18 protein-coding genes and 1 pseudogene are annotated in these 18,142 nt (G+C 53.0%); 9 read left to right on the forward strand and 10 right to left on the reverse strand.

The window, feature by feature from the left end:
- A partial coding sequence (locus tag GTGU_RS00990) for a pyruvate kinase (RefSeq protein ID WP_038153510.1) occupies positions 1-717 on the reverse strand: 717 nt, incomplete at its 3' end.
- A 123-nt stretch (positions 718-840) separates the two neighbouring features.
- Entirely contained in the window at positions 841-1,710 is an 870-nt protein-coding gene (locus GTGU_RS00995) for a MurR/RpiR family transcriptional regulator (RefSeq protein WP_038153512.1), read from the reverse strand.
- Between the two features lie 352 nt (positions 1,711-2,062).
- Between GTGU_RS00995 and zwf the strand changes: the two genes are divergently transcribed.
- The 3 genes from zwf (at position 2,063) to GTGU_RS01010 (ending at position 6,263) form a co-directional block, all read left to right on the forward strand.
- A complete protein-coding gene (gene zwf, locus GTGU_RS01000; RefSeq protein WP_038153513.1) occupies positions 2,063-3,538 on the forward strand; it encodes a glucose-6-phosphate dehydrogenase in 1,476 nt (491 codons plus the stop codon).
- Positions 3,539-3,773: 235 nt separating this feature from the next.
- Positions 3,774-5,585 carry a phosphogluconate dehydratase gene (gene edd, locus GTGU_RS01005; RefSeq protein ID WP_038153514.1) on the forward strand — a complete coding sequence of 604 codons (1,812 nt, stop codon included), beginning with the start codon at positions 3,774-3,776 and terminating at the stop codon, positions 5,583-5,585.
- Positions 5,586-5,624: 39 nt separating this feature from the next.
- Positions 5,625-6,263: a bifunctional 4-hydroxy-2-oxoglutarate aldolase/2-dehydro-3-deoxy-phosphogluconate aldolase gene (locus GTGU_RS01010; protein ID WP_038153515.1), complete on the forward strand. Its 639-nt coding sequence runs from the start codon at positions 5,625-5,627 to the stop codon at positions 6,261-6,263.
- A 45-nt stretch (positions 6,264-6,308) separates the two neighbouring features.
- Here GTGU_RS01010 and purT read toward each other — a convergent pair whose 3' ends face one another.
- A complete protein-coding gene (gene purT, locus GTGU_RS01015) occupies positions 6,309-7,487 on the reverse strand; it encodes a formate-dependent phosphoribosylglycinamide formyltransferase (protein ID WP_038153517.1) in 1,179 nt (392 codons plus the stop codon).
- Positions 7,488-7,653: 166 nt separating this feature from the next.
- On the opposite strand from purT, the gene GTGU_RS01020 reads away from it, so the two are divergent.
- Together GTGU_RS01020 and ptrB are read left to right on the forward strand one after the other, a co-directional pair.
- Positions 7,654-8,307, forward strand: a complete 654-nt coding sequence (locus tag GTGU_RS01020) for a tellurite resistance TerB family protein (protein ID WP_038153518.1) — start codon at positions 7,654-7,656, stop codon at positions 8,305-8,307.
- Between the two features lie 79 nt (positions 8,308-8,386).
- Positions 8,387-10,447, forward strand: coding sequence for an oligopeptidase B (gene ptrB / locus GTGU_RS01025; protein WP_038153519.1), 2,061 nt, complete (start codon positions 8,387-8,389; stop codon positions 10,445-10,447).
- Here ptrB and exoX read toward each other — a convergent pair whose 3' ends face one another.
- The 3 genes from exoX to GTGU_RS01040 all read right to left on the reverse strand — a co-directional run bounded on the left by exoX (position 10,448) and on the right by GTGU_RS01040 (position 12,126).
- Positions 10,448-11,107: an exodeoxyribonuclease X gene (gene exoX / locus GTGU_RS01030; protein WP_038153521.1), complete on the reverse strand. Its 660-nt coding sequence runs from the start codon at positions 11,105-11,107 to the stop codon at positions 10,448-10,450. It abuts the gene before it with no gap.
- A gap of 23 nt (positions 11,108-11,130) precedes the next feature.
- On the reverse strand, positions 11,131-11,799 hold the full coding sequence (locus GTGU_RS01035; RefSeq protein WP_038153522.1) for a carbon-nitrogen hydrolase family protein: 669 nt from the start codon (positions 11,797-11,799) through the stop codon (positions 11,131-11,133).
- Positions 11,800-11,895: 96 nt separating this feature from the next.
- Positions 11,896-12,126: a DNA polymerase III subunit theta gene (locus GTGU_RS01040; protein WP_038153524.1), complete on the reverse strand. Its 231-nt coding sequence runs from the start codon at positions 12,124-12,126 to the stop codon at positions 11,896-11,898.
- A gap of 137 nt (positions 12,127-12,263) precedes the next feature.
- On the opposite strand from GTGU_RS01040, the gene yobA reads away from it, so the two are divergent.
- The 4 genes and pseudogenes from yobA to GTGU_RS26965 form a co-directional block, all read left to right on the forward strand.
- Positions 12,264-12,638 carry a CopC domain-containing protein YobA gene (yobA, locus tag GTGU_RS01045; RefSeq protein ID WP_038153525.1) on the forward strand — a complete coding sequence of 125 codons (375 nt, stop codon included), beginning with the start codon at positions 12,264-12,266 and terminating at the stop codon, positions 12,636-12,638.
- A gap of 3 nt (positions 12,639-12,641) precedes the next feature.
- Entirely contained in the window at positions 12,642-13,511 is an 870-nt protein-coding gene (gene copD, locus GTGU_RS01050; RefSeq protein WP_038153579.1) for a copper homeostasis membrane protein CopD, read from the forward strand.
- A 13-nt stretch (positions 13,512-13,524) separates the two neighbouring features.
- On the forward strand, positions 13,525-13,866 hold the full coding sequence (locus tag GTGU_RS01055) for a YebY family protein (protein ID WP_156963976.1): 342 nt from the start codon (positions 13,525-13,527) through the stop codon (positions 13,864-13,866).
- A 425-nt stretch (positions 13,867-14,291) separates the two neighbouring features.
- Positions 14,292-14,426: pseudogene (locus GTGU_RS26965) on the forward strand (IS110 family transposase); the annotation flags it as partial.
- 270 nt (positions 14,427-14,696) lie between these two features.
- Here GTGU_RS26965 and GTGU_RS01065 read toward each other — a convergent pair.
- The 4 genes from GTGU_RS01065 to GTGU_RS01080 all read right to left on the reverse strand — a co-directional run bounded on the left by GTGU_RS01065 (position 14,697) and on the right by GTGU_RS01080 (position 17,848).
- The gene (locus GTGU_RS01065) at positions 14,697-15,050 is read right to left on the reverse strand and encodes an ester cyclase (protein ID WP_038153528.1); all 354 of its coding nucleotides are present in this window, start codon (positions 15,048-15,050) and stop codon (positions 14,697-14,699) included.
- A 388-nt stretch (positions 15,051-15,438) separates the two neighbouring features.
- Complete coding sequence (locus tag GTGU_RS01070) at positions 15,439-16,317, reverse strand: metal ABC transporter substrate-binding protein (RefSeq protein WP_038153529.1); 879 nt, start codon at positions 16,315-16,317, stop codon at positions 15,439-15,441.
- The gene (locus GTGU_RS01075; protein WP_038153530.1) at positions 16,317-17,192 is read right to left on the reverse strand and encodes a metal ABC transporter permease; all 876 of its coding nucleotides are present in this window, start codon (positions 17,190-17,192) and stop codon (positions 16,317-16,319) included. The genes GTGU_RS01070 and GTGU_RS01075 overlap by 1 nt, the downstream gene beginning before the upstream one ends.
- Positions 17,189-17,848 (reverse strand): metal ABC transporter ATP-binding protein, encoded by a 660-nt coding sequence (locus GTGU_RS01080; protein WP_038153531.1) that lies wholly within the window; start codon positions 17,846-17,848, stop codon positions 17,189-17,191. The genes GTGU_RS01075 and GTGU_RS01080 overlap by 4 nt, the downstream gene beginning before the upstream one ends.
- Between the last annotated feature and the right edge of the window lie 294 nt (positions 17,849-18,142).

Raw genomic sequence — 18,142 nt, forward strand, 5'->3', positions numbered from 1 at the left:
GATGTCGTCCATCGCATCCTGGGTGCAGACCGCTTCCGCACGCTCAACTTTGGCGACGATTTTGGCATCGCAACCGGCGTCGCGAGCCAGACGGCGGGCGTAGTTGAGATCTTCGCCGCAGCGCGGGAAGGAGACCGCCAGGTAGTCAACGCTGATTTGCGCTGCGGTCAGGATATCCGCTTTGTCTTTGTCGGTCAGTGCTTCAGCAGACAGACCGCCGCCGAGTTTGTTGATGCCTTTGTTGTTAGAGAGCGGGCCACCGACAGTCACTTCGGTGAACACTTTCATCCCCTGAACGTCGAGAACTTTTAACTGCACGCGACCGTCGTCGAGCAGCAAAATGTCGCCAGGAACCACATCCGCTGGCAGACCTTTATAGTCGATGCCGACTTTTTCTTTGTCGCCTTCGCCTTTACCGAGGCTGGCATCGAGCAGGAATTTATCACCAATATTGAGGAAAACTTTGCCTTCTTTGAAGGTCGATACACGGATTTTTGGCCCCTGCAAATCGCCGAGGATGGCGACATGACGGCCCAGTTTGGCTGCGATTTCACGCACTTTGTCAGCACGCAGTTTGTGGTCTTCCGGGGTGCCGTGAGAGAAATTCATACGAACTACGTTAGCGCCAGCAGCAATAATTTTTTCGAGATTATTGTCGCGATCAGTTGCCGGGCCCAACGTGGTGACAATCTTAGTTCTGCGAAGCCTTCTGGACATGTAATACTCCGTTGACTGATACAACTTTGGTGTTGCGTGAAAAGGAATTCGGGGTCGTCCTCACGTTAACTCTGGAGGAACTTAACCGAATGTACAAATAAGTTACAACCTGGTTTTCGATTTTTAATGATTATCGCTGCGCAGCAGCAATTCCTTATCAAAACGCGATTCTTTCAGCGCTTCCTTGACTCGCTTCAAGTTATCTCTGAATTTAGCCCCCCGACGTAGCGTAAAACCGGTAGCCAATACGTCGATAACAGTTAATTGTGCCAGGCGTGAAACCATGGGCATGTAAATGTCAGTATCTTCCGGTACATCCAGCGTAATGGCCAGACTCGCCTCACGGGCAAGTGGCGTACCGGCCGAGGTAATGGCGATCACCATGGCATCGTTATCCCGGGCCAGTTGCGCCAGTTCGACCTGGCTTTTGGTTCTGCCGGTGTGGGAAATTAGCACCACGACGTCATCGTCGCTGCAATTCATACAGCTCATTCGTTGCAAAACAATGTCGTCGGAATAAATTACCGGTACGTTGAAGCGGAAAAATTTGTTCATCGCGTCGTGGGCGACTGCGGCGGAGGAGCCCAGACCAAAAAAGGCGATCTTATTTGCCTGCGTGAGCAGGTCAACCGCACGATTCACTGCGCCCATGTCCAGCGACTGGCGAACATGGTCCAGGCTTGCCATCGCTGATTCGAAGATTTTGCTGGTATAGGCTTCTACACTGTCATCTTCATCGACATTGCGGTTAACATAGGGGGTGCCGTTGGCGATGCTCTGAGCCAGATGCAGCTTGAAATCCGGAAAACCGCGAGTCTCAAGGCTGCGGCAAAAGCGGTTTACCGTGGGTTCACTGACGCCAGCCTGCAATGCCAGCGTGGCGATGCTTGAATGGATGGCCTGAGCCGGGTCGGCGAGAATGACTTCAGCCACTTTGCGTTCAGATTTGCTAAGGTGTTCAAGGTGGAACTGGATTTTCTCAAGCATGTTCATTATTAAACGCTCATCAACTAAAGCGATTTCTGAAATGGGTGAAATCGTCATGCGAATTAGCAAGAATATACCCCCCGACAGGCGGTAAAGGTAAGGAACAACGAGCGGAAATGTTGTTTTTTTTCATTACTTGATCAGAGTCGTGTTTTAGTGACGATATTCAGGGCGAAAGAACGAACAAAATTAGCTATTTGCCTGAAATGTGTTCGTACACTTTTTCAAAGGATGCGCTTTAGCCGCGTAAAGCGAGGAATGGGGTTTCGGGAAATCCGTAAACACAGTACAGTGCATCGTAATAAAATTACAACGAAGTCCTGGCTCCTGTGCCGGGAAATCAACTAAGGAGAATGACATGGCGGTAACGCAAACAGCCCAGGCATGCGATCTGGTCATTTTCGGCGCCAAGGGAGATCTGGCTCGTCGTAAATTGCTGCCTTCCCTGTATCAACTTGAAAAATCAGGACAAATTCACCCTGATACGCGCATTATTGGTGTTGGGCGCGCAGACTGGGATAAAGACGCGTACACCAAAGTGGTACGTGAAGCGCTGGAAACCTTCATGAAGGAAAAAATTGATGAAGGGTTATGGGATACGCTGAGCGGCCGACTGGATTTCTGCAATCTTGATGTTAACGACACCAAAGCGTTTTCCAGACTGGGCAAAATGCTCGATCAAAAAGAGCGTGTCACGATTAACTATTTCGCCATGCCGCCAAGTACTTTTGGCGCGATCTGCAAAGGCCTCGGCGAGGCGAAACTGAATGCCAAACCGGCCCGCGTGGTCATGGAAAAACCGCTGGGCACTTCACTGGATACCTCCCGCGAAATCAACGATCAGGTGGGAACCTGGTTTGAAGAATGCCAGGTTTACCGCATTGACCACTATCTGGGTAAAGAGACGGTACTGAACCTGCTGGCGCTGCGTTTTGCTAACTCTCTGTTTGTGAATAACTGGGATAACCGCACGATTGATCATGTGGAAATCACCGTTGCGGAAGAGGTGGGCATTGAAGGCCGCTGGGGTTACTTTGACCAGGCCGGCCAGATGCGCGACATGATCCAGAACCACCTGCTACAAATTCTGTGCATGATTGCAATGTCGCCGCCATCGGATCTCACTGCCGACAGCATTCGTGATGAAAAAGTGAAAGTGCTGAAGTCGCTGCGCCGCATTGATCGCTCCAATGTGCGTGAAAAAACCGTCCGTGGTCAGTACACCACCGGTTTTGCACAGGGCAAAAAGGTGCCGGGTTATCTGGAAGAAGAGGGCGCGAACAAAAGCAGCAATACGGAGACTTTTGTCGCCATTCGCGTCGATATCGACAACTGGCGTTGGGCGGGTGTACCTTTCTACCTCCGTACCGGTAAGCGTCTGCCGACCAAATGTTCAGAAGTGGTGGTCTACTTCAAAACGCCTGAGCTGAATCTGTTCAAAGAGTCCTGGCAGGATCTACCGCAGAACAAGCTGACGATTCGTCTGCAACCGGACGAAGGCGTGGATATTCAGGTCCTGAACAAAGTACCAGGGCTGGACCACAAACATAATCTGCAGATCACTAAGCTGGATCTGAGCTACTCCGAAACTTTCAATCAGACGCATCTGGCGGATGCCTATGAGCGTCTGCTGCTTGAGACCATGCGTGGCATCCAGGCGCTGTTTGTGCGCCGTGACGAAGTGGAAGAGGCGTGGAAGTGGGTCGATTCCATTACCGAGGCGTGGGCGGCGGATCAGGATGCGCCGAAGCCGTACCAGGCAGGCACCTGGGGACCGGTCGCTTCTGTGGCGATGATCACCCGTGATGGCCGCTCCTGGAACGAGTTTGAATAAACCGGACGTGCTTCCTCAGAGGTGTTATTTTACCGGTAACATGATCTGATACACATTAATGGCGATTTTTTGCACTAATAAGCTCCGCGTGGATTTCCCCGCGGAGTTTTTTTTATTACACTGACTGAAGCGATTTTTCCCCTGAGCTCCGGCATTCAAGCGTTTCAGCATTGTTAATCATTACTGACAATCTTGTTAATCCCGCGGCCCGGACAGATAAATTTGAGGAGCTTCTATGAACCTGATAATGTTACGCGTAACAAAGCGAATTATTGACCGCTCGCGAGAGACCCGCACGGCGTACCTCGAACGGATTAATCAGGCAAAGACAGAGACAGTACACCGCTCTCAACTGGCCTGCGGGAACCTAGCGCACGGTTTCGCTGCCTGCCAGCCTGACGATAAAGCCGCACTGAAAAGCATGCTGCGTAACAATATCGCCATCATTACCTCCTACAACGACATGCTCTCGGCGCATCAGCCGTACGAACACTACCCGGACATCCTTCGTAAAGCGCTGCACAGCGCGAACGCCGTAGGCCAGGTGGCGGGTGGCGTACCAGCCATGTGCGACGGCGTGACGCAAGGGCAGGACGGTATGGAGCTCTCGTTGCTGAGCCGCGAAGTAATTGCCATGTCGGCAGCGGTGGGGCTGTCTCACAATATGTTTGATGGCGCGCTGTATCTCGGCGTGTGTGACAAAATCGTCCCGGGGCTGGCGATGGCGGCGCTGTCGTTTGGTCATCTGCCGTCTGTCTTTATTCCGTCCGGCCCGATGGCCAGCGGGCTGCCAAATAAAGAAAAAGTGCGCATCCGCCAGTTGTACGCGGAAGGCAAAGTTGATCGTATGGCGCTGCTTGAATCTGAAGCGGCATCGTATCATGCGCCAGGCACCTGTACTTTCTACGGTACGGCGAACACTAACCAGATGGTTATCGAGTTTATGGGTATGCAGTTACCGGGTTCGTCATTTGTTCATCCGGATGCGCCACTGCGCGAAGCGTTAACGGCGGCTGCCGCGCGCCAGGTCACCCGGTTGACCGGCAATGGCAACGAATGGATGCCGCTCGGTAAACTGTTTGATGAAAAAGTGGTGGTTAACGGGATTGTCGCGTTGCTGGCGACCGGCGGCTCGACGAACCATACGATGCATCTGGTGGCCATGGCTCGCGCGGCGGGTATTAGCATTAACTGGGACGACTTCTCTGAGCTTTCCGATGTGGTGCCGTTAATGGCGCGTCTTTATCCGAACGGTCCGGCCGATATCAACCACTTCCAGGCGGCGGGTGGCGTGCCAGTGCTGGTGCGTGAGCTTCTGAAAGGCGGTCTGCTGCATGAAGACGTCAACACCGTGGCAGGCTTTGGTCTGTCTCGCTATACCATGGAGCCGTGGCTGAATAACGGCGAACTGGACTGGCGCGAAGGGGCAACCGCCTCGCTTGACAGCGATATCATTGCCTCGTTTGACAAACCATTCTCCCACCATGGCGGTACCAAAGTGTTGAGCGGCAACCTTGGGCGTGCAGTTATGAAAACTTCCGCCGTGCCGGTGGAAAACCAGGTTATCGAAGCGCCGGCGGTGGTCTTTGAGAGTCAACACGACGTGCTGCCGGCCTTTGAAGCCGGGCTGCTGGATAAAGATTGTGTTGTCGTGGTACGCCATCAGGGGCCAAAAGCGAACGGCATGCCAGAATTACATAAACTTATGCCGCCGTTAGGTGTATTATTGGACCGCCGTTTCAAAATTGCGTTAGTGACCGATGGACGACTTTCCGGCGCATCAGGTAAAGTGCCATCAGCTATTCATGTCACACCGGAAGCCTATGACGGCGGTCTGTTAGCTAAAGTTCGTGACGGCGACATGATCCGTGTTAACGGGCAGACCGGCGAACTGACATTGCTGGTGGATGACGCCGAATTAGCTGCCCGTCAGCCGCATATTCCTGACCTGAGCGCCTCGCGCACAGGTACCGGCCGCGAACTGTTTGGCGCACTGCGTGAAAAACTGTCCGGCGCAGAGCAGGGTGCAACCTGCATCACGTTTTAAAACGACAAGAATTATCGATCTGGCGAGAGAAAAACTCTGATGAAAAACTGGAAAACAACAGCAGAAGCAATCCTGACCAACGGGCCTGTAGTACCGGTTATCGTAGTGAAAAAACTGGAGCATGCGGTACCGATGGCGAAAGCGCTGGTAGCCGGTGGTGTCCGCGTGCTGGAAGTGACTCTGCGTACCGATTGTGCGCTTGATGCGATCCGCGCCATTGCCAAAGAAGTGCCTGAAGCGATTATCGGTGCGGGCACTGTCACTAATGTCAAACAGCTGAAAGAGGTCACGGATGCAGGCGCGCAGTTCGCCATCAGTCCGGGGCTGACCGAGCCGCTGCTGAAAGCGGCAACCGAAGGCACCATTCCGCTGATCCCGGGTATCAGCACTGTTTCTGAACTGATGCTGGGCATGGATTACGGTCTGAAAGAATTTAAATTCTTTCCGGCGGAAGCCAATGGCGGCGTGAAAGCGCTGCAGGCGATTGCTGGTCCGTTCGGCAACATTCGTTTCTGCCCGACCGGCGGGATCTCTCCGGCGAACTACCGTGATTACCTGGCGCTGAAAAGCGTGCTGTGCATCGGCGGCTCCTGGCTGGTTCCGGCAGATGCGCTGGAAGCGGGTGACTGGGATCGTATTACGAAGCTGGCGCGCGAAGCAGTAGACGGCGCGAAGTAAGTTTTCACAAAAAGCCCGGTAGCGTTGCGCCACCGGGCTTTTTTATTATCCTTTCACCACCACGGACGCCGCTGCGGCTTTGGCACGCGTCACCGCCTGATCAATATCTTCCGCCACGGCCAGCGCCACGCCTAAGCGACGCGACCCGTCAATGTCCGGTTTACCAAACAGACGCAACTGTACGCCCGCGCCAACCGCTGCCTGTACATTATTGAAGGTGACGTTCTGACTGGTCAGGTGTGGCAGGATCACAGCCGACGCTGATGGTCCGTACTGACGAATGCCGCCAACGGGCAGACCAAGAAACGCGCGAACGTGCAGGGCAAACTCCGACAGATCCTGAGAAATCAACGTCACCATGCCGGTATCATGCGGGCGCGGAGAGACTTCGCTGAAAATCACCTCATCGCCACAGACAAACAGTTCAACGCCAAACAGGCCATAACCGCCGAGCGCCAGCACGACTTTACGGGCGATCTCCTCGGCGCGTGCCTGCGCCAGTGGGCTCATCTGCTGTGGTTGCCAGGATTCGCGATAATCGCCATCTTCCTGGCGATGGCCGATCGGTGAACAAAAATGGACACCGTCGATGGCGCTGACGGTGAGCAGGGTGATTTCAAAATCAAAATTCACCACTCCTTCAACGATGACTCGCCCGGCACCAGCGCGACCCCCCTGTTGGGCATACTGCCAGGCATCGCTCAACTGCGCGGCGGAACGGATAAAACTCTGGCCTTTGCCGGACGAACTCATCACCGGTTTTACGATGCAGGGATAGCCGATAGCGTCTACCGCGTCTTTAAACGCGGTTTCGCTGTCGGCAAAACGGTAGCGGGAGGTTGGCAGCGCCAGCTCTTCTGCGGCAAGGCGGCGAATGCCTTCCCGGTTCATGGTCAGTTTCGCCGCGCGGGCGCAGGGAACGACTCTCTGCCCGGCCGCTTCCAGTTCGAGCAGCATATCGGTGGCGATGGCTTCAATTTCTGGCACGACAAAATCGGGTTTTTCCTGTGCAACCAGCGCCTTCAGGGCATTGCCATCCAGCATATTAATGACGTGAGAACGATGGGCGACGTGCATCGCCGGGGCATCGGCGTAGCGGTCAACCGCAATCACTTCCAGACCCAGCCGCTGGCACTCAATAGCGACTTCTTTACCCAGTTCTCCAGAACCTAACAACATCACGCGCGTGGCTGAAGGGCGCAGTGCCGTTCCTAATAAAGTCATAACGTTTATCCGAGATAAAAAGCGATGGCGCATTATAGACGAAAACGTTTGCGTCTGTCTTGTTGACGACGTGATGACTTATTTGCTCATCTTTAGGCAGAACAGACATTTCCTGACAAGTCCGTGTTTATTCTGTGGATTACGTTTGTCCATTTCGGGGTGAAAAATGTCTAACTGGCTAAATCAATTGCAGTCGTTACTGGGGCAAAACAGCGGAGCCGCAACTGCCGGAGGCAATCAGGGGTTAAATAACCTGTTAGTTCCTGGTGCGCTGGGCGGGCTGGCAGGGCTACTACTCTCCAGCAAATCATCGCGTAAGCTGCTGGCGAAATATGGTACCAGCGCATTATTAGCGGGCGGCGGCGCGATTGCCGGAACAGTGTTGTGGAACAAATATAAAGATCGTATGGGCGGTGCCACGCAAGCAGCACCCGCAGCGGAACTACAGCCAGCATCGCTGGATGCGCGTACCGGGCGTTTGATTCTGGCGCTGGTGTTTGCGGCAAAAAGCGATGGGCACATCGATGACAAAGAGCGTGCGGCTATTGAACAGCAGCTGCGTGAAGCGGGCGTTGAGGCGCAAGGCCGGGCGCTGGTGGGGCAGGCCATCGAACAGCCGCTCGACCCACAGTTGCTGGCGCGCGATGTGCAGAATGAAGAGGAGGCGCTGGAACTTTACTTCCTTAGTTGCGCCGCTATCGACATCGATCACTTTATGGAACGCAGTTATCTGAATGCGCTTGGCGATGCGCTAAACATCCCACAGGATGTTCGCACCAGCATCGAACAGGATCTTCAGCAGCAAAAACAGGCACTTTAACGGTTCCGTGACATGTTTCGCTTGCATCATCGCTGACTTTTGCCACCCTTAAGGGATGTGGAATAAAAAGCACAAAGCGATGTTACCTAAAGCGAAAAAACACCCTCACGCCATGACCTTACATGGCGACACACGAATCGATAATTACTACTGGCTGCGTGACGACTCCCGTTCGCAGTCGGAAGTGCTTGAGTACCTGAAACAAGAGAACGACTACGGCCGACAGGTGATGGACTCCCAGAGCGCGCTGCAGGATCGGGTACTCAAAGAGATTGTCGACCGCATTGCGCAGCAGGAAATTTCGGCCCCGTACGTCCGCAACGGTTATCGCTACCGTTATCGTTACGAGCCCGGATGCGAATACGCCATCTATGAGCGCCAGTCGGCGATCAAAGCCGAGTGGGAGGAATGGGAAGAGCTTCTCGACGCTAACCAGCGCGCTGCACACAGCGAGTTTTATACCCTTGGCAGCATGGCGATTTCACCCGACAATACCATTATGGCGCTGGCGGAAGACTATCTTTCGCGGCGGCAGTACGGGCTGCGGTTGAAAAATCTGGAGAGCGGGAACTGGTATCCCGAACTGCTGGATAACGTCACGCCGGATGTGGTCTGGGGCAATGATTCCATGACGCTCTATTACGTCCGCAAACATCCCGTCACACTGTTGCCGTTCCAGGTGTGGCGGCACACCGTCGGTACACCGATGGCGAGTGATGAACTGGTGTATGAAGAGCATGACGAGACCTTCTACGTCAGCCTGCATAAAACGACGTCACGTCACTTTGTCATAATCTCTCTGGCCAGCGCCACGACCAGCGAAGTGTTACTACTGGATGCAGAGTTGCCGGATGCGCAGCCAACGGTTTTTCTCCCGCGTCGCAAAGACCATGAGTACAGCCTCGACCACTATCAGCACCGTTTTTATGTACGCTCCAATCGTGATGGTAAAAACTTTGGCCTGTACCGCTCAACGGTGCGTGATGAAGGCCAGTGGGAGACCCTGATCCCGGCGCGCGACGAAGTGATGCTGGAAGGCTTTACACTGTTTACTGACTGGCTGGTGGTGGAAGAGCGTCAGCGGGGGTTAACCAGCCTGCGGCAAATCAACCGTAAGACACGCGAAGTCACCGGTATCGCTTTTGACGATCCCGCGTATGTGACCTGGCTTGCCTATAACCCGGAACCGGAAACCTCACGACTGCGTTATGGCTATTCATCAATGACCACACCGGATACGCTGTTTGAGCTGGATATGGACACCGGTGAACGGCGGGTGCTGAAACAGCAGGAAGTGAAAGGGTTTGACAGTAGTCTCTATCGCAGCGAACACCTGTGGGTGAACGCACGCGATGGTGCAGAAGTGCCCGTTTCGCTGGTTTATCACAAGGACCATTTCCGTAAAGGCAACAACCCGCTGCTGGTGTATGGCTATGGCTCCTACGGCGCCAGCATGGACGCGGATTTCAGCACCAGCCGATTGAGTCTGCTCGACCGGGGATTTGTCTTCGCGATTGCCCATATTCGTGGCGGCGGTGAACTGGGGCAGAAATGGTATGAAGATGGCAAATTCCTGTGCAAGAAAAATACCTTCAATGATTATCTGGATGTCTGCGATGCGCTGCTGGCGCAAGGGTATGGTCACCCGGATCTCTGTTTTGGTATGGGCGGCAGCGCTGGTGGTCTGCTGATGGGGGCGGTCATCAACCAGCGCCCCTCGTTATTCCGTGGCGTTATCGCCCAGGTACCGTTTGTCGATGTGCTGACTACCATGCTGGACGAATCCATCCCCCTGACCACCGGGGAGTTTGAAGAGTGGGGCGATCCGAAGCGTGTGGAATACTATCACTACATGAAAAGTTACAGCCCTTACGATAACGTTGATGCGAAAGCCTATCCGCATATGCTGGTGACAACAGGTCTGCATGATTCGCAGGTACAGTACTGGGAACCCGCGAAATGGGTGGCGAAGCTCCGTGAATTAAAAACGGACGATAACCTGTTGCTGCTCTGCACGGACATGGATTCCGGTCATGGTGGGAAATCCGGGCGATTCAAAAGCTACGAAGGCGTGGCGATGGAATATACCTTTTTGATCGCACTGGCGCAGGGGACGCTGCCGGGCTACGCGGCAGAATAATCATTCACCCAGGTAATGCCTGAGCGTTAAGCGCAACTCAGGGCTCATTCGATCCAGGTTATTAAACAGCCAGCGCAGATAGCCGGGATCGTCCTGCGCGACTTCTGCGACGGGTTTACCGCGGTACTTGCCGAAACTGAAGGTCGTCACCAGCCCTGGGCGACCGGTAATATCCGCCATTTCGTCAGGCGTCCAGCCGGAAACATTCATAATGTCGATGAGCAGCGCGGCGGTGATATAGCAGTCATACAGCGCACGGTGATGGTGTAGCCCGGGTGGTGGCGTTACGTTGAGCTTACGGGATTTATACAGCGCCATATTGCTGTATTTGATGCCCGGCCACAGCCGACGCGCCAGCTTCATGGTGCAGATCCACTCGCCGTGCATCTCCGGCAACACCCGGCTGTCAAAACTGGCGTTGTGCGCTACATACCAGGCGCTGCCCTGATAGTGAGGAACAATCTCTTCAATCCACGGTTTATCGGCAACCATCGCTTCGGTAATACGGTGGATCGCCATCGCCTGCGGGCTAATGGGGCGGTCCGGGCGCACGAGATGGCTCATCGGATTGGTGATGACACCATCCACAACGTCCACAGAAGCAATCTCGACAATCCCTCCTTGCAGACCGCAGGTTTCCGTATCGATAACGCGCAGCATGGCTCACTCCTGCCTGAAAAGGGTTAGCGTAAAGGAATGATGTCGCCTTGCCAACCCTCGGCAAGCTTTTGCCCGGTCAGCAGCAACTCACCCCGATCGGCCCGGACAATCAGTTGCCCTTGCTCGTCCCATAACGCACTCCCGCCGAGCAGCGTACCGCTGGCGTAATCTGATTTCAGAACTGCGATGGCGTAGCGGTGGGCAAAGCGCTGTAGCGTTGCGGTCGATTGCTGCTCCAGTGGCTCGTCAGGACAGTAGCCCGTGGCCATCACTGATGCCTGCGGGTCAAGCTCGGTGGGGTCGGCATTGAGCGGCAGAACGCTGATATCGGTTTGCAATGGCGTAAGGCAGGCGCCTTTCCCCTGTGGGCGCATGACCGGCTCCTGTCTGCCGGGAACAAAAATCGCCAGCCCCTTCACCGCGTTGCCGTTTTTAATGACCGGTAATCCGGCAATGACCATGATTTTGTGCCGGGTGGCGGCTTCACAAAGCGGTCGCAGCGCGGTCGTATCCGGCGGTAACGGAAGAGATGTGTTTCGCACGGGGCCAGTCAGCGATAATTCCGGGAAAAAAAGCACTTCACACGATGCCGCAGCGGCGGCGTCGATAAAGCGTAAATGGTGGGTAATATTTTCTGCAACGCTCCGGTTGCGCGGCTCATATTGAGCAGCCGCTATCGTCCATACAGACATGGTGGCATCCTTAACACACTGTCCCGAACTCAGTCCTGAGTATAGTCCAGGTAGTCTAACAGCGACAGTGTAAGGAAGCGTAACTATCAGTAAGAATTACTTTATTTTCGGCTCATAGGGCAAGCGGGAGAGGGAGACCGAGGCCAGTCGGTGCGCAATCAGCCGCTCGCGGAACCAGCCGCGCAGATGCTCAGGCTGTTCACGTTCAACCACCTCAGCCACCACCGGCATGTTGTAGCGCTCTTTAAACACGACCCCGGCAGCGGCAAGATCAACGTTAACTTTATCCATCTCTTCCTGGGGAAGCTTTGCCAGATTTGCGTACACAACGTTCTCCTCTTTTTTACGACGCAGAAATTACCCGGAGTGGCGAAGAATAACAAGTCCGGGCAGGGGAGCCTCGACTCCCGAAGTATACAGGGTTATCCTCTGTGCGGCATGTATAACAAAAAGGAATGAAGAATATGGGATTCACCTCATCGCGAATGCTCCAGACATCGACCCTTCTGGTCAGCCTGTTAACCACCACCGGCGCGCTGGCGCATGCACATCTGAAAAATCAGTCCCCGGCGGCTGACAGCCAGGTGACAGACGCTCCCCGGGCGCTGACGCTGACCTTCTCTGAAGGTGTGGAAGCGAAGTTCAGCGGCCTTACTCTCACCGGTCCTGCTCAGGCAAAAATCGCCACCGGCCTTGCCAGCGTAGATGGTAAAGATAATACCCAGCTGGTCGTCCCCCTCGAACAGTCGCTGGCACCGGGTAACTATACTGTGGACTGGCATGTCGTTTCAGTTGACGGCCATAAGACAAAAGGGCAATACCATTTCAGTGTGAAATAAATGATGCTGGCGTCTGTCTGGGTTGCACTGCGCTTTATCCATTTCGTCACTCTGATGGTGGCCTTTGGCGGTGCTCTGTACAGTGGCTGGTGGGCGCCAGCCCGTTTGCGTCCCTTGCTGTCGCGGCGTTTTCGCAGCGTGATGCGTGGCGCACTTGTCGTGAGCGCCATTAGCACAATCTTCATGTTGATGGTGCAGGGCGGGCTGATGGCCGGCGGCTGGCAGGACGTATTCCTGCCTGATGTCTGGCTGGCGGTCATGGGGACGCGCTTCGGTAATCTCTGGCTATGGCAAATCATTCTGGCGTGGCTGTCGCTGGTTGTCCTGCTGTTGCGGCCTGATCGCAGCATGCGATTCCTGATGTTACTGCTCAGTTTTCAGCTCATCCTGCTGGCGGGTATCGGTCACGCGGCCATACACGTGGGAGTGACGGGTGTTGTACACCGGTTCAACCACGCCGTGCATCTGATCTGCGCATCTGCCTGGTTTGGCGGTTTACTGCCGTTCCTCTACTGTCTGCAACTGGCGCGAGGGCAATGGCGGCAACTGGCAATTGATACGATGATGCGTTTTTCCCGCTATGGTCATCTCGCCGTCGCACTGGTGATCCTCACAGGGATCATTAACGCCTGGCTGATTCAGGGAACGCTTATCTCGGATTCTGACTACGGCAAAATGCTTTTAGTGAAATGTGCACTGGTAGCGTTGATGGTGGTAATTGCGCTGGTGAACAGGTATGTTCTGGTGCCACGACTTTCCACGAATGGGGAACGGGCGCAACACTGGTTTATCCGCACCACACTGGCAGAAGTTGTGCTTGGCGCGCTGGTGTTACTGGCGGTCAGCCTGTTTGCGACCTGGGAACCCTTTTGATACTAACGATACAATGATGAAGAAAATTGCACTTTCCTTACTGTTAATGGCGGCCTCCGCCGCAGCGTTTGCCGCTCCGCAGGTGATTACCGTCAGCCGTTTTGAAATGGGTAAAGACAAGTGGGCTTTTAACCGGGAAGAGGTGATGTTGACCTGCCGTCCAGGCAATGCATTGTTTGTCATTAACCCCAGCACACTGATGCAATACCCACTCAATGAGGCTGCCGAAAAACAGGTGGCGGAGGGCAAAACCAGCGGGCAGTCGATTGATGTGATTCGTGTTGACGAACCGGGACAGCCTGGTAAGAAAATGAGCCTGGTGCCATTTATCGAACGCGCACAGACGCTCTGCTAGTTAACATAAAATATCTGGCTGTTTTCCAATAAAAAACCGCAAGCTTTCATTATGAAAACGTGCGGTTTTTTCTTTTCCGGACCGTTTAGCACCGGCAATTTTCTGACCACTTTTGCAGCGGACTGGAAAACCTGGCACGGTCATCTATTCTTAAAGGGCAAGGCGACTTAGCCTGCATTAATGCCAACTTTTAGCGCACGGCTCTCTCCCAAGAGCCATTTCCCTGGACCGAATACAGGAATCGTATTCGGTCTCTTTTTATTTATCTTATTTTTCAATCGGTTATGATTGCGGCTCCGAAAGTGTCCTGATTTCTGTATTCCGGTCTTTTTCTCTTATATCACATCAAAAAGCACCTTAACATTTCTTTTACAAAAAATCAGAGCATCAAATAGGCCTTCTCACTGGGCTCAGTAGTGATGTGTAGGCAACGGGAGCGCCTGAGAGAATATCGGTCTGCGCATATTCAACATATGCAGAAGGCGCTGATGCAGATGAATGTGCAATTACATCATGCTGTATCGTATATCACTGGCGTTACCGGTCTTTCAATCATCGATTATCATCATGTATCGGGAAAGCAAAAGCAGTCACTGCAACAGCAAGAAAACTGGCAACATTGCTCTAAATGCTCTGAGTATGGTCAGACATATGTCGATCCTGGCACAGACAAACACCAAAGCGTGGTAATGATATGATCAGTACTTTAACCAATGGCTATGTTTTAATATAATGTTGATGTTATAACCCTTTTAAGGGAAGTTATTATGCTTCCCTTAATGCACATTTTAAGAAATCTGCAAACTATTCACACAAGGTACATATTCATTTTATTCAATAGGCAAATTGTGCTGTTTTAAGAAAGATAGCTTATCCCAGTAGCCTCTTTGAAATAAAATTTTATTGTTTACTATGTGAAAAAAACCGCAACCTCTCAAACCTAATGGATCACGCCACTCTAAAATTGCCCATTGTCCATCTTCGAAGATGTTTTCAACGATACAAACCATTTCTGGGAAAGAAAAATCTTGTTCAAACATTTTCTTTATTGCATCTTTCCCAATAACTGGCTCATTGGCAACCTGATGGTTTATTGCATTATCATCATATAACTCTGAAATAATTTCTATATCTGCATTATTAAATGCGTCAACCCATTGGCAAACTATTTCTTTTGGCTTCATGTAATTTTCCTCCAAACCTGTAAATATTCCCTTTTCCCCACCATAGCATCAAAAGCTTGTCAAGTTCAACGTTAATTTAAAACATAGCCTAACCAATTAATGATCAGTAAAGGGAACCCATACGGATTCCCTTTTTTAAACTGTCTTGATTTTTTCTAACTGAATCGCCGCCCATACTGCCATAACGGTCTAAACATTCAGCTGGTGGCAGCGGTTTCGACGCGAGTATTAATCAATGGGCTTCTCCCACCAACCGGGCGCATATTCCCAATGAACTGGAACAGATACAATTACTCGTCCCGTTCGCTCAGTATTAAAATTTTGATTCCCGGGCCACGTTGTAGCCGTCCAATTGACTCAGGGTCTGGGATCTATCACCACATTATCTTCATTTCATACTGTCAGCGATGACATCGACATTATGTTTAAACGCCTGAGTATAGGTCTCCGCCGGGCCACCCTTCGGTGAAAGCGCTTCAGGGAATAATTCACCGCCAGGCTTCGCCCCTGTTGCACTCGCAATTTGTTTTACCAGACGTGGGTCGAGCTGGTTTTCCATAAACCAGGTGGTGACATGGTCCACTTTGATCTGGTCAATGAGCGCCGCAACGTCTTTTGCGCTGGCTTCGCTTTCAGAGGAAAGTCCTTGCACAGCCAGGAAACGGACATGATAAGCGCGGCTAAAGTAACCAAACGCATCATGGCTGGTCAGAACAATACGTTTCGATTCCGGGATGTCACTGAAACGTTTTTTCGCCCAGCTATCGAGCTCATGCAACTGCGCGATATAGTCATCGCCTGTCTTGCTCAGCGCGGCCTTATCTTCTGGATCCGCGCTGATAAGTCCCTTCATGATGTTCTGCGCATACCGGGCACCATTAGCCGCACTGTTCCAGGCATGAGGGTCGACGACGGTCTTGCCATCTTCCTCTATAGTATGTGTTGCCACACCGTCGGAAGCAACCACCAGTTTACCCTTAAAACCTGATGCTTTAATCAGTCTGTCGAGCCATCCTTCCAGCCCCAGCCCATTAACAACCACAACATCGGCTTTACTGATTGCCGCGCTGTCCTGCGGTGATGGCTCAAAGGTATGAGGATCACCATCTGGCCCAACAAGGGTTTGCACCTTAACGTGCTCTCCGCCCACCTGTTGAACAATGTCACCAAGAATAGAAAAACTGGTGACCACATTTAAGGTTTTGGCACTGACGCCGTGAGCCATCATTCCCATGCTTAATGCCAGAAAAAGCGCTGTACGTTTCATTATCTCTCCTTACCAAAGAATGGGCGCAGCAGAACAATAGCCAGCCTGCTACGCCCGCCAAATAAAATTGAAAAAAAGAAAAAAGTGCTGGCGCACAGCACGATAGAGGGACCTGCGGGCAATGCGACGTTCCAGGAAAGACTGAGCCCGAACCATGAACACAGGACGCCGACAATACCCGCCAGCAGGAGCATCCCCGGCAGGGTTTGCATCCAGCAGCGCGCGGCAACTGCTGGCAGCATCATCATGCCGACCACCATCAGCGTACCGAGTACCTGGAAGCCTGCGACAAGATTGAGGACCAACAGCCCGAGGAAAAGCGTATGAAACAGCGTTGGCAGGCGTCTCTTATTCACCTCGAGCCACGTGCTGTCAAACACCTCGCTCACCAGTCCCCGATAACAAACCGCCAGACAAAGCAGTGTCAGTGTGGCCACAGACGCCACGAAAGTCAGAGACTCCCGATCTACTGCCAGAATCGAGCCGAACAGGAGATGCAGGAGATCCACGCTGGAGCCGCGTAGTGAGACAAGCGTAACGCCCAGCGCAAGTGAACCAAGGTAGAATCCGGCAAAGCTGGCGTCTTCTTTCAAAGGTGTTCGTCTGCTGACCCATCCCGCCACCAGCGCGACCAGAATCCCCGCAATAAATCCGCCTGCTCCCATCGCCAGGAGCGACATGCCACTCAGAAGGTAACCGGTGGCTACGCCTGGTAAAATGGCGTGCGACAGTGCATCGCCCATCAGGCTCATCCGCCGTAAAAACAGGAAAACGCCCAGCGTGGTGGTGCTTAACGACAGCGCCAGGCAGGCCACCAGCGCCCGACGCATAAACCCATATTCGATAAACGGCTGAATAAGGAAGTGTAACGTCATGCCACACACTCCTTTTTCACCTGCATTTGCCACTCACAGCACGTACTTCCCAGACGCAGCACTGCAGGGAAATAGCGATTAACCCGCGAAGTATCGTGCAGAACAGCCAGAATCGTTTGCCCCCGTTGGTGCATTTCTCCAATCAATGACATCAGGACCTGGCTGGTGTTTTCATCCACTCCCGTCAAGGGTTCATCCAGCATGACCAGGGGAGCCTGCTGTAGCCAGACCCGGGCAAAAAGCATCCGCTGGAATTGCCCGCCTGATAGCGTCCCGACAGGGCTTCTGGCGAGATGAAGCATCCCGACGCGTTCGAGTGCGGCAGCAATTTGCAATCGCTCACTACGGCCTATGCTGCGAAAAAGCGAGACCGTCGGCCAAAGTCCCATGTTCACAACATCCTGCACAACAATCGGGAAGTCGGACTCAAATGTAATACGCTGGGCAAGCCACCCAATGACCGGGCGCCCGTTGGGCCAGTGAACGCTACCCTTTACCGGGGGAAGAAAACCCGCCAGCGTTTTGAGTAATGTTGATTTACCACAACCATTATCACCGACGATAGCCGTCATGCTCCCTTCTGTAATACTTCCACTGATGGCCGGTGTTACGGGTGAGTAGTCATAACCCACTCTGAGAGCGTTAAGTTCAATCATGGCAACGCGATCGCCCACAGAACGGCGAGCCACAAAATACTTAAAATGAGGATTCCAACGCCAAGCCGCAGGCAAATGGAGAGTGAAAAGAAAGTTGGAGCAAGCATATGAGTCTCAAGTGTAATGTTATAATATAACAATACTCCGGAGGAGAATGGGATGTAAAGAAGGGGCAGTGCAGGGATGTGTGACGGAATGTAACAAACCGGCTTTGCTCGTCTCGCTCCCTACGGCGCAAATTTTGTGAACCCTCCGAAAAAATTCATCATAAACCGATCATTCCTCTCCGCTGGC

Origin of the sequence: Trabulsiella guamensis ATCC 49490 (genome assembly GCF_000734965.1) — a bacterium.
GTDB classification, from domain to species: domain Bacteria; phylum Pseudomonadota; class Gammaproteobacteria; order Enterobacterales; family Enterobacteriaceae; genus Trabulsiella; species Trabulsiella guamensis.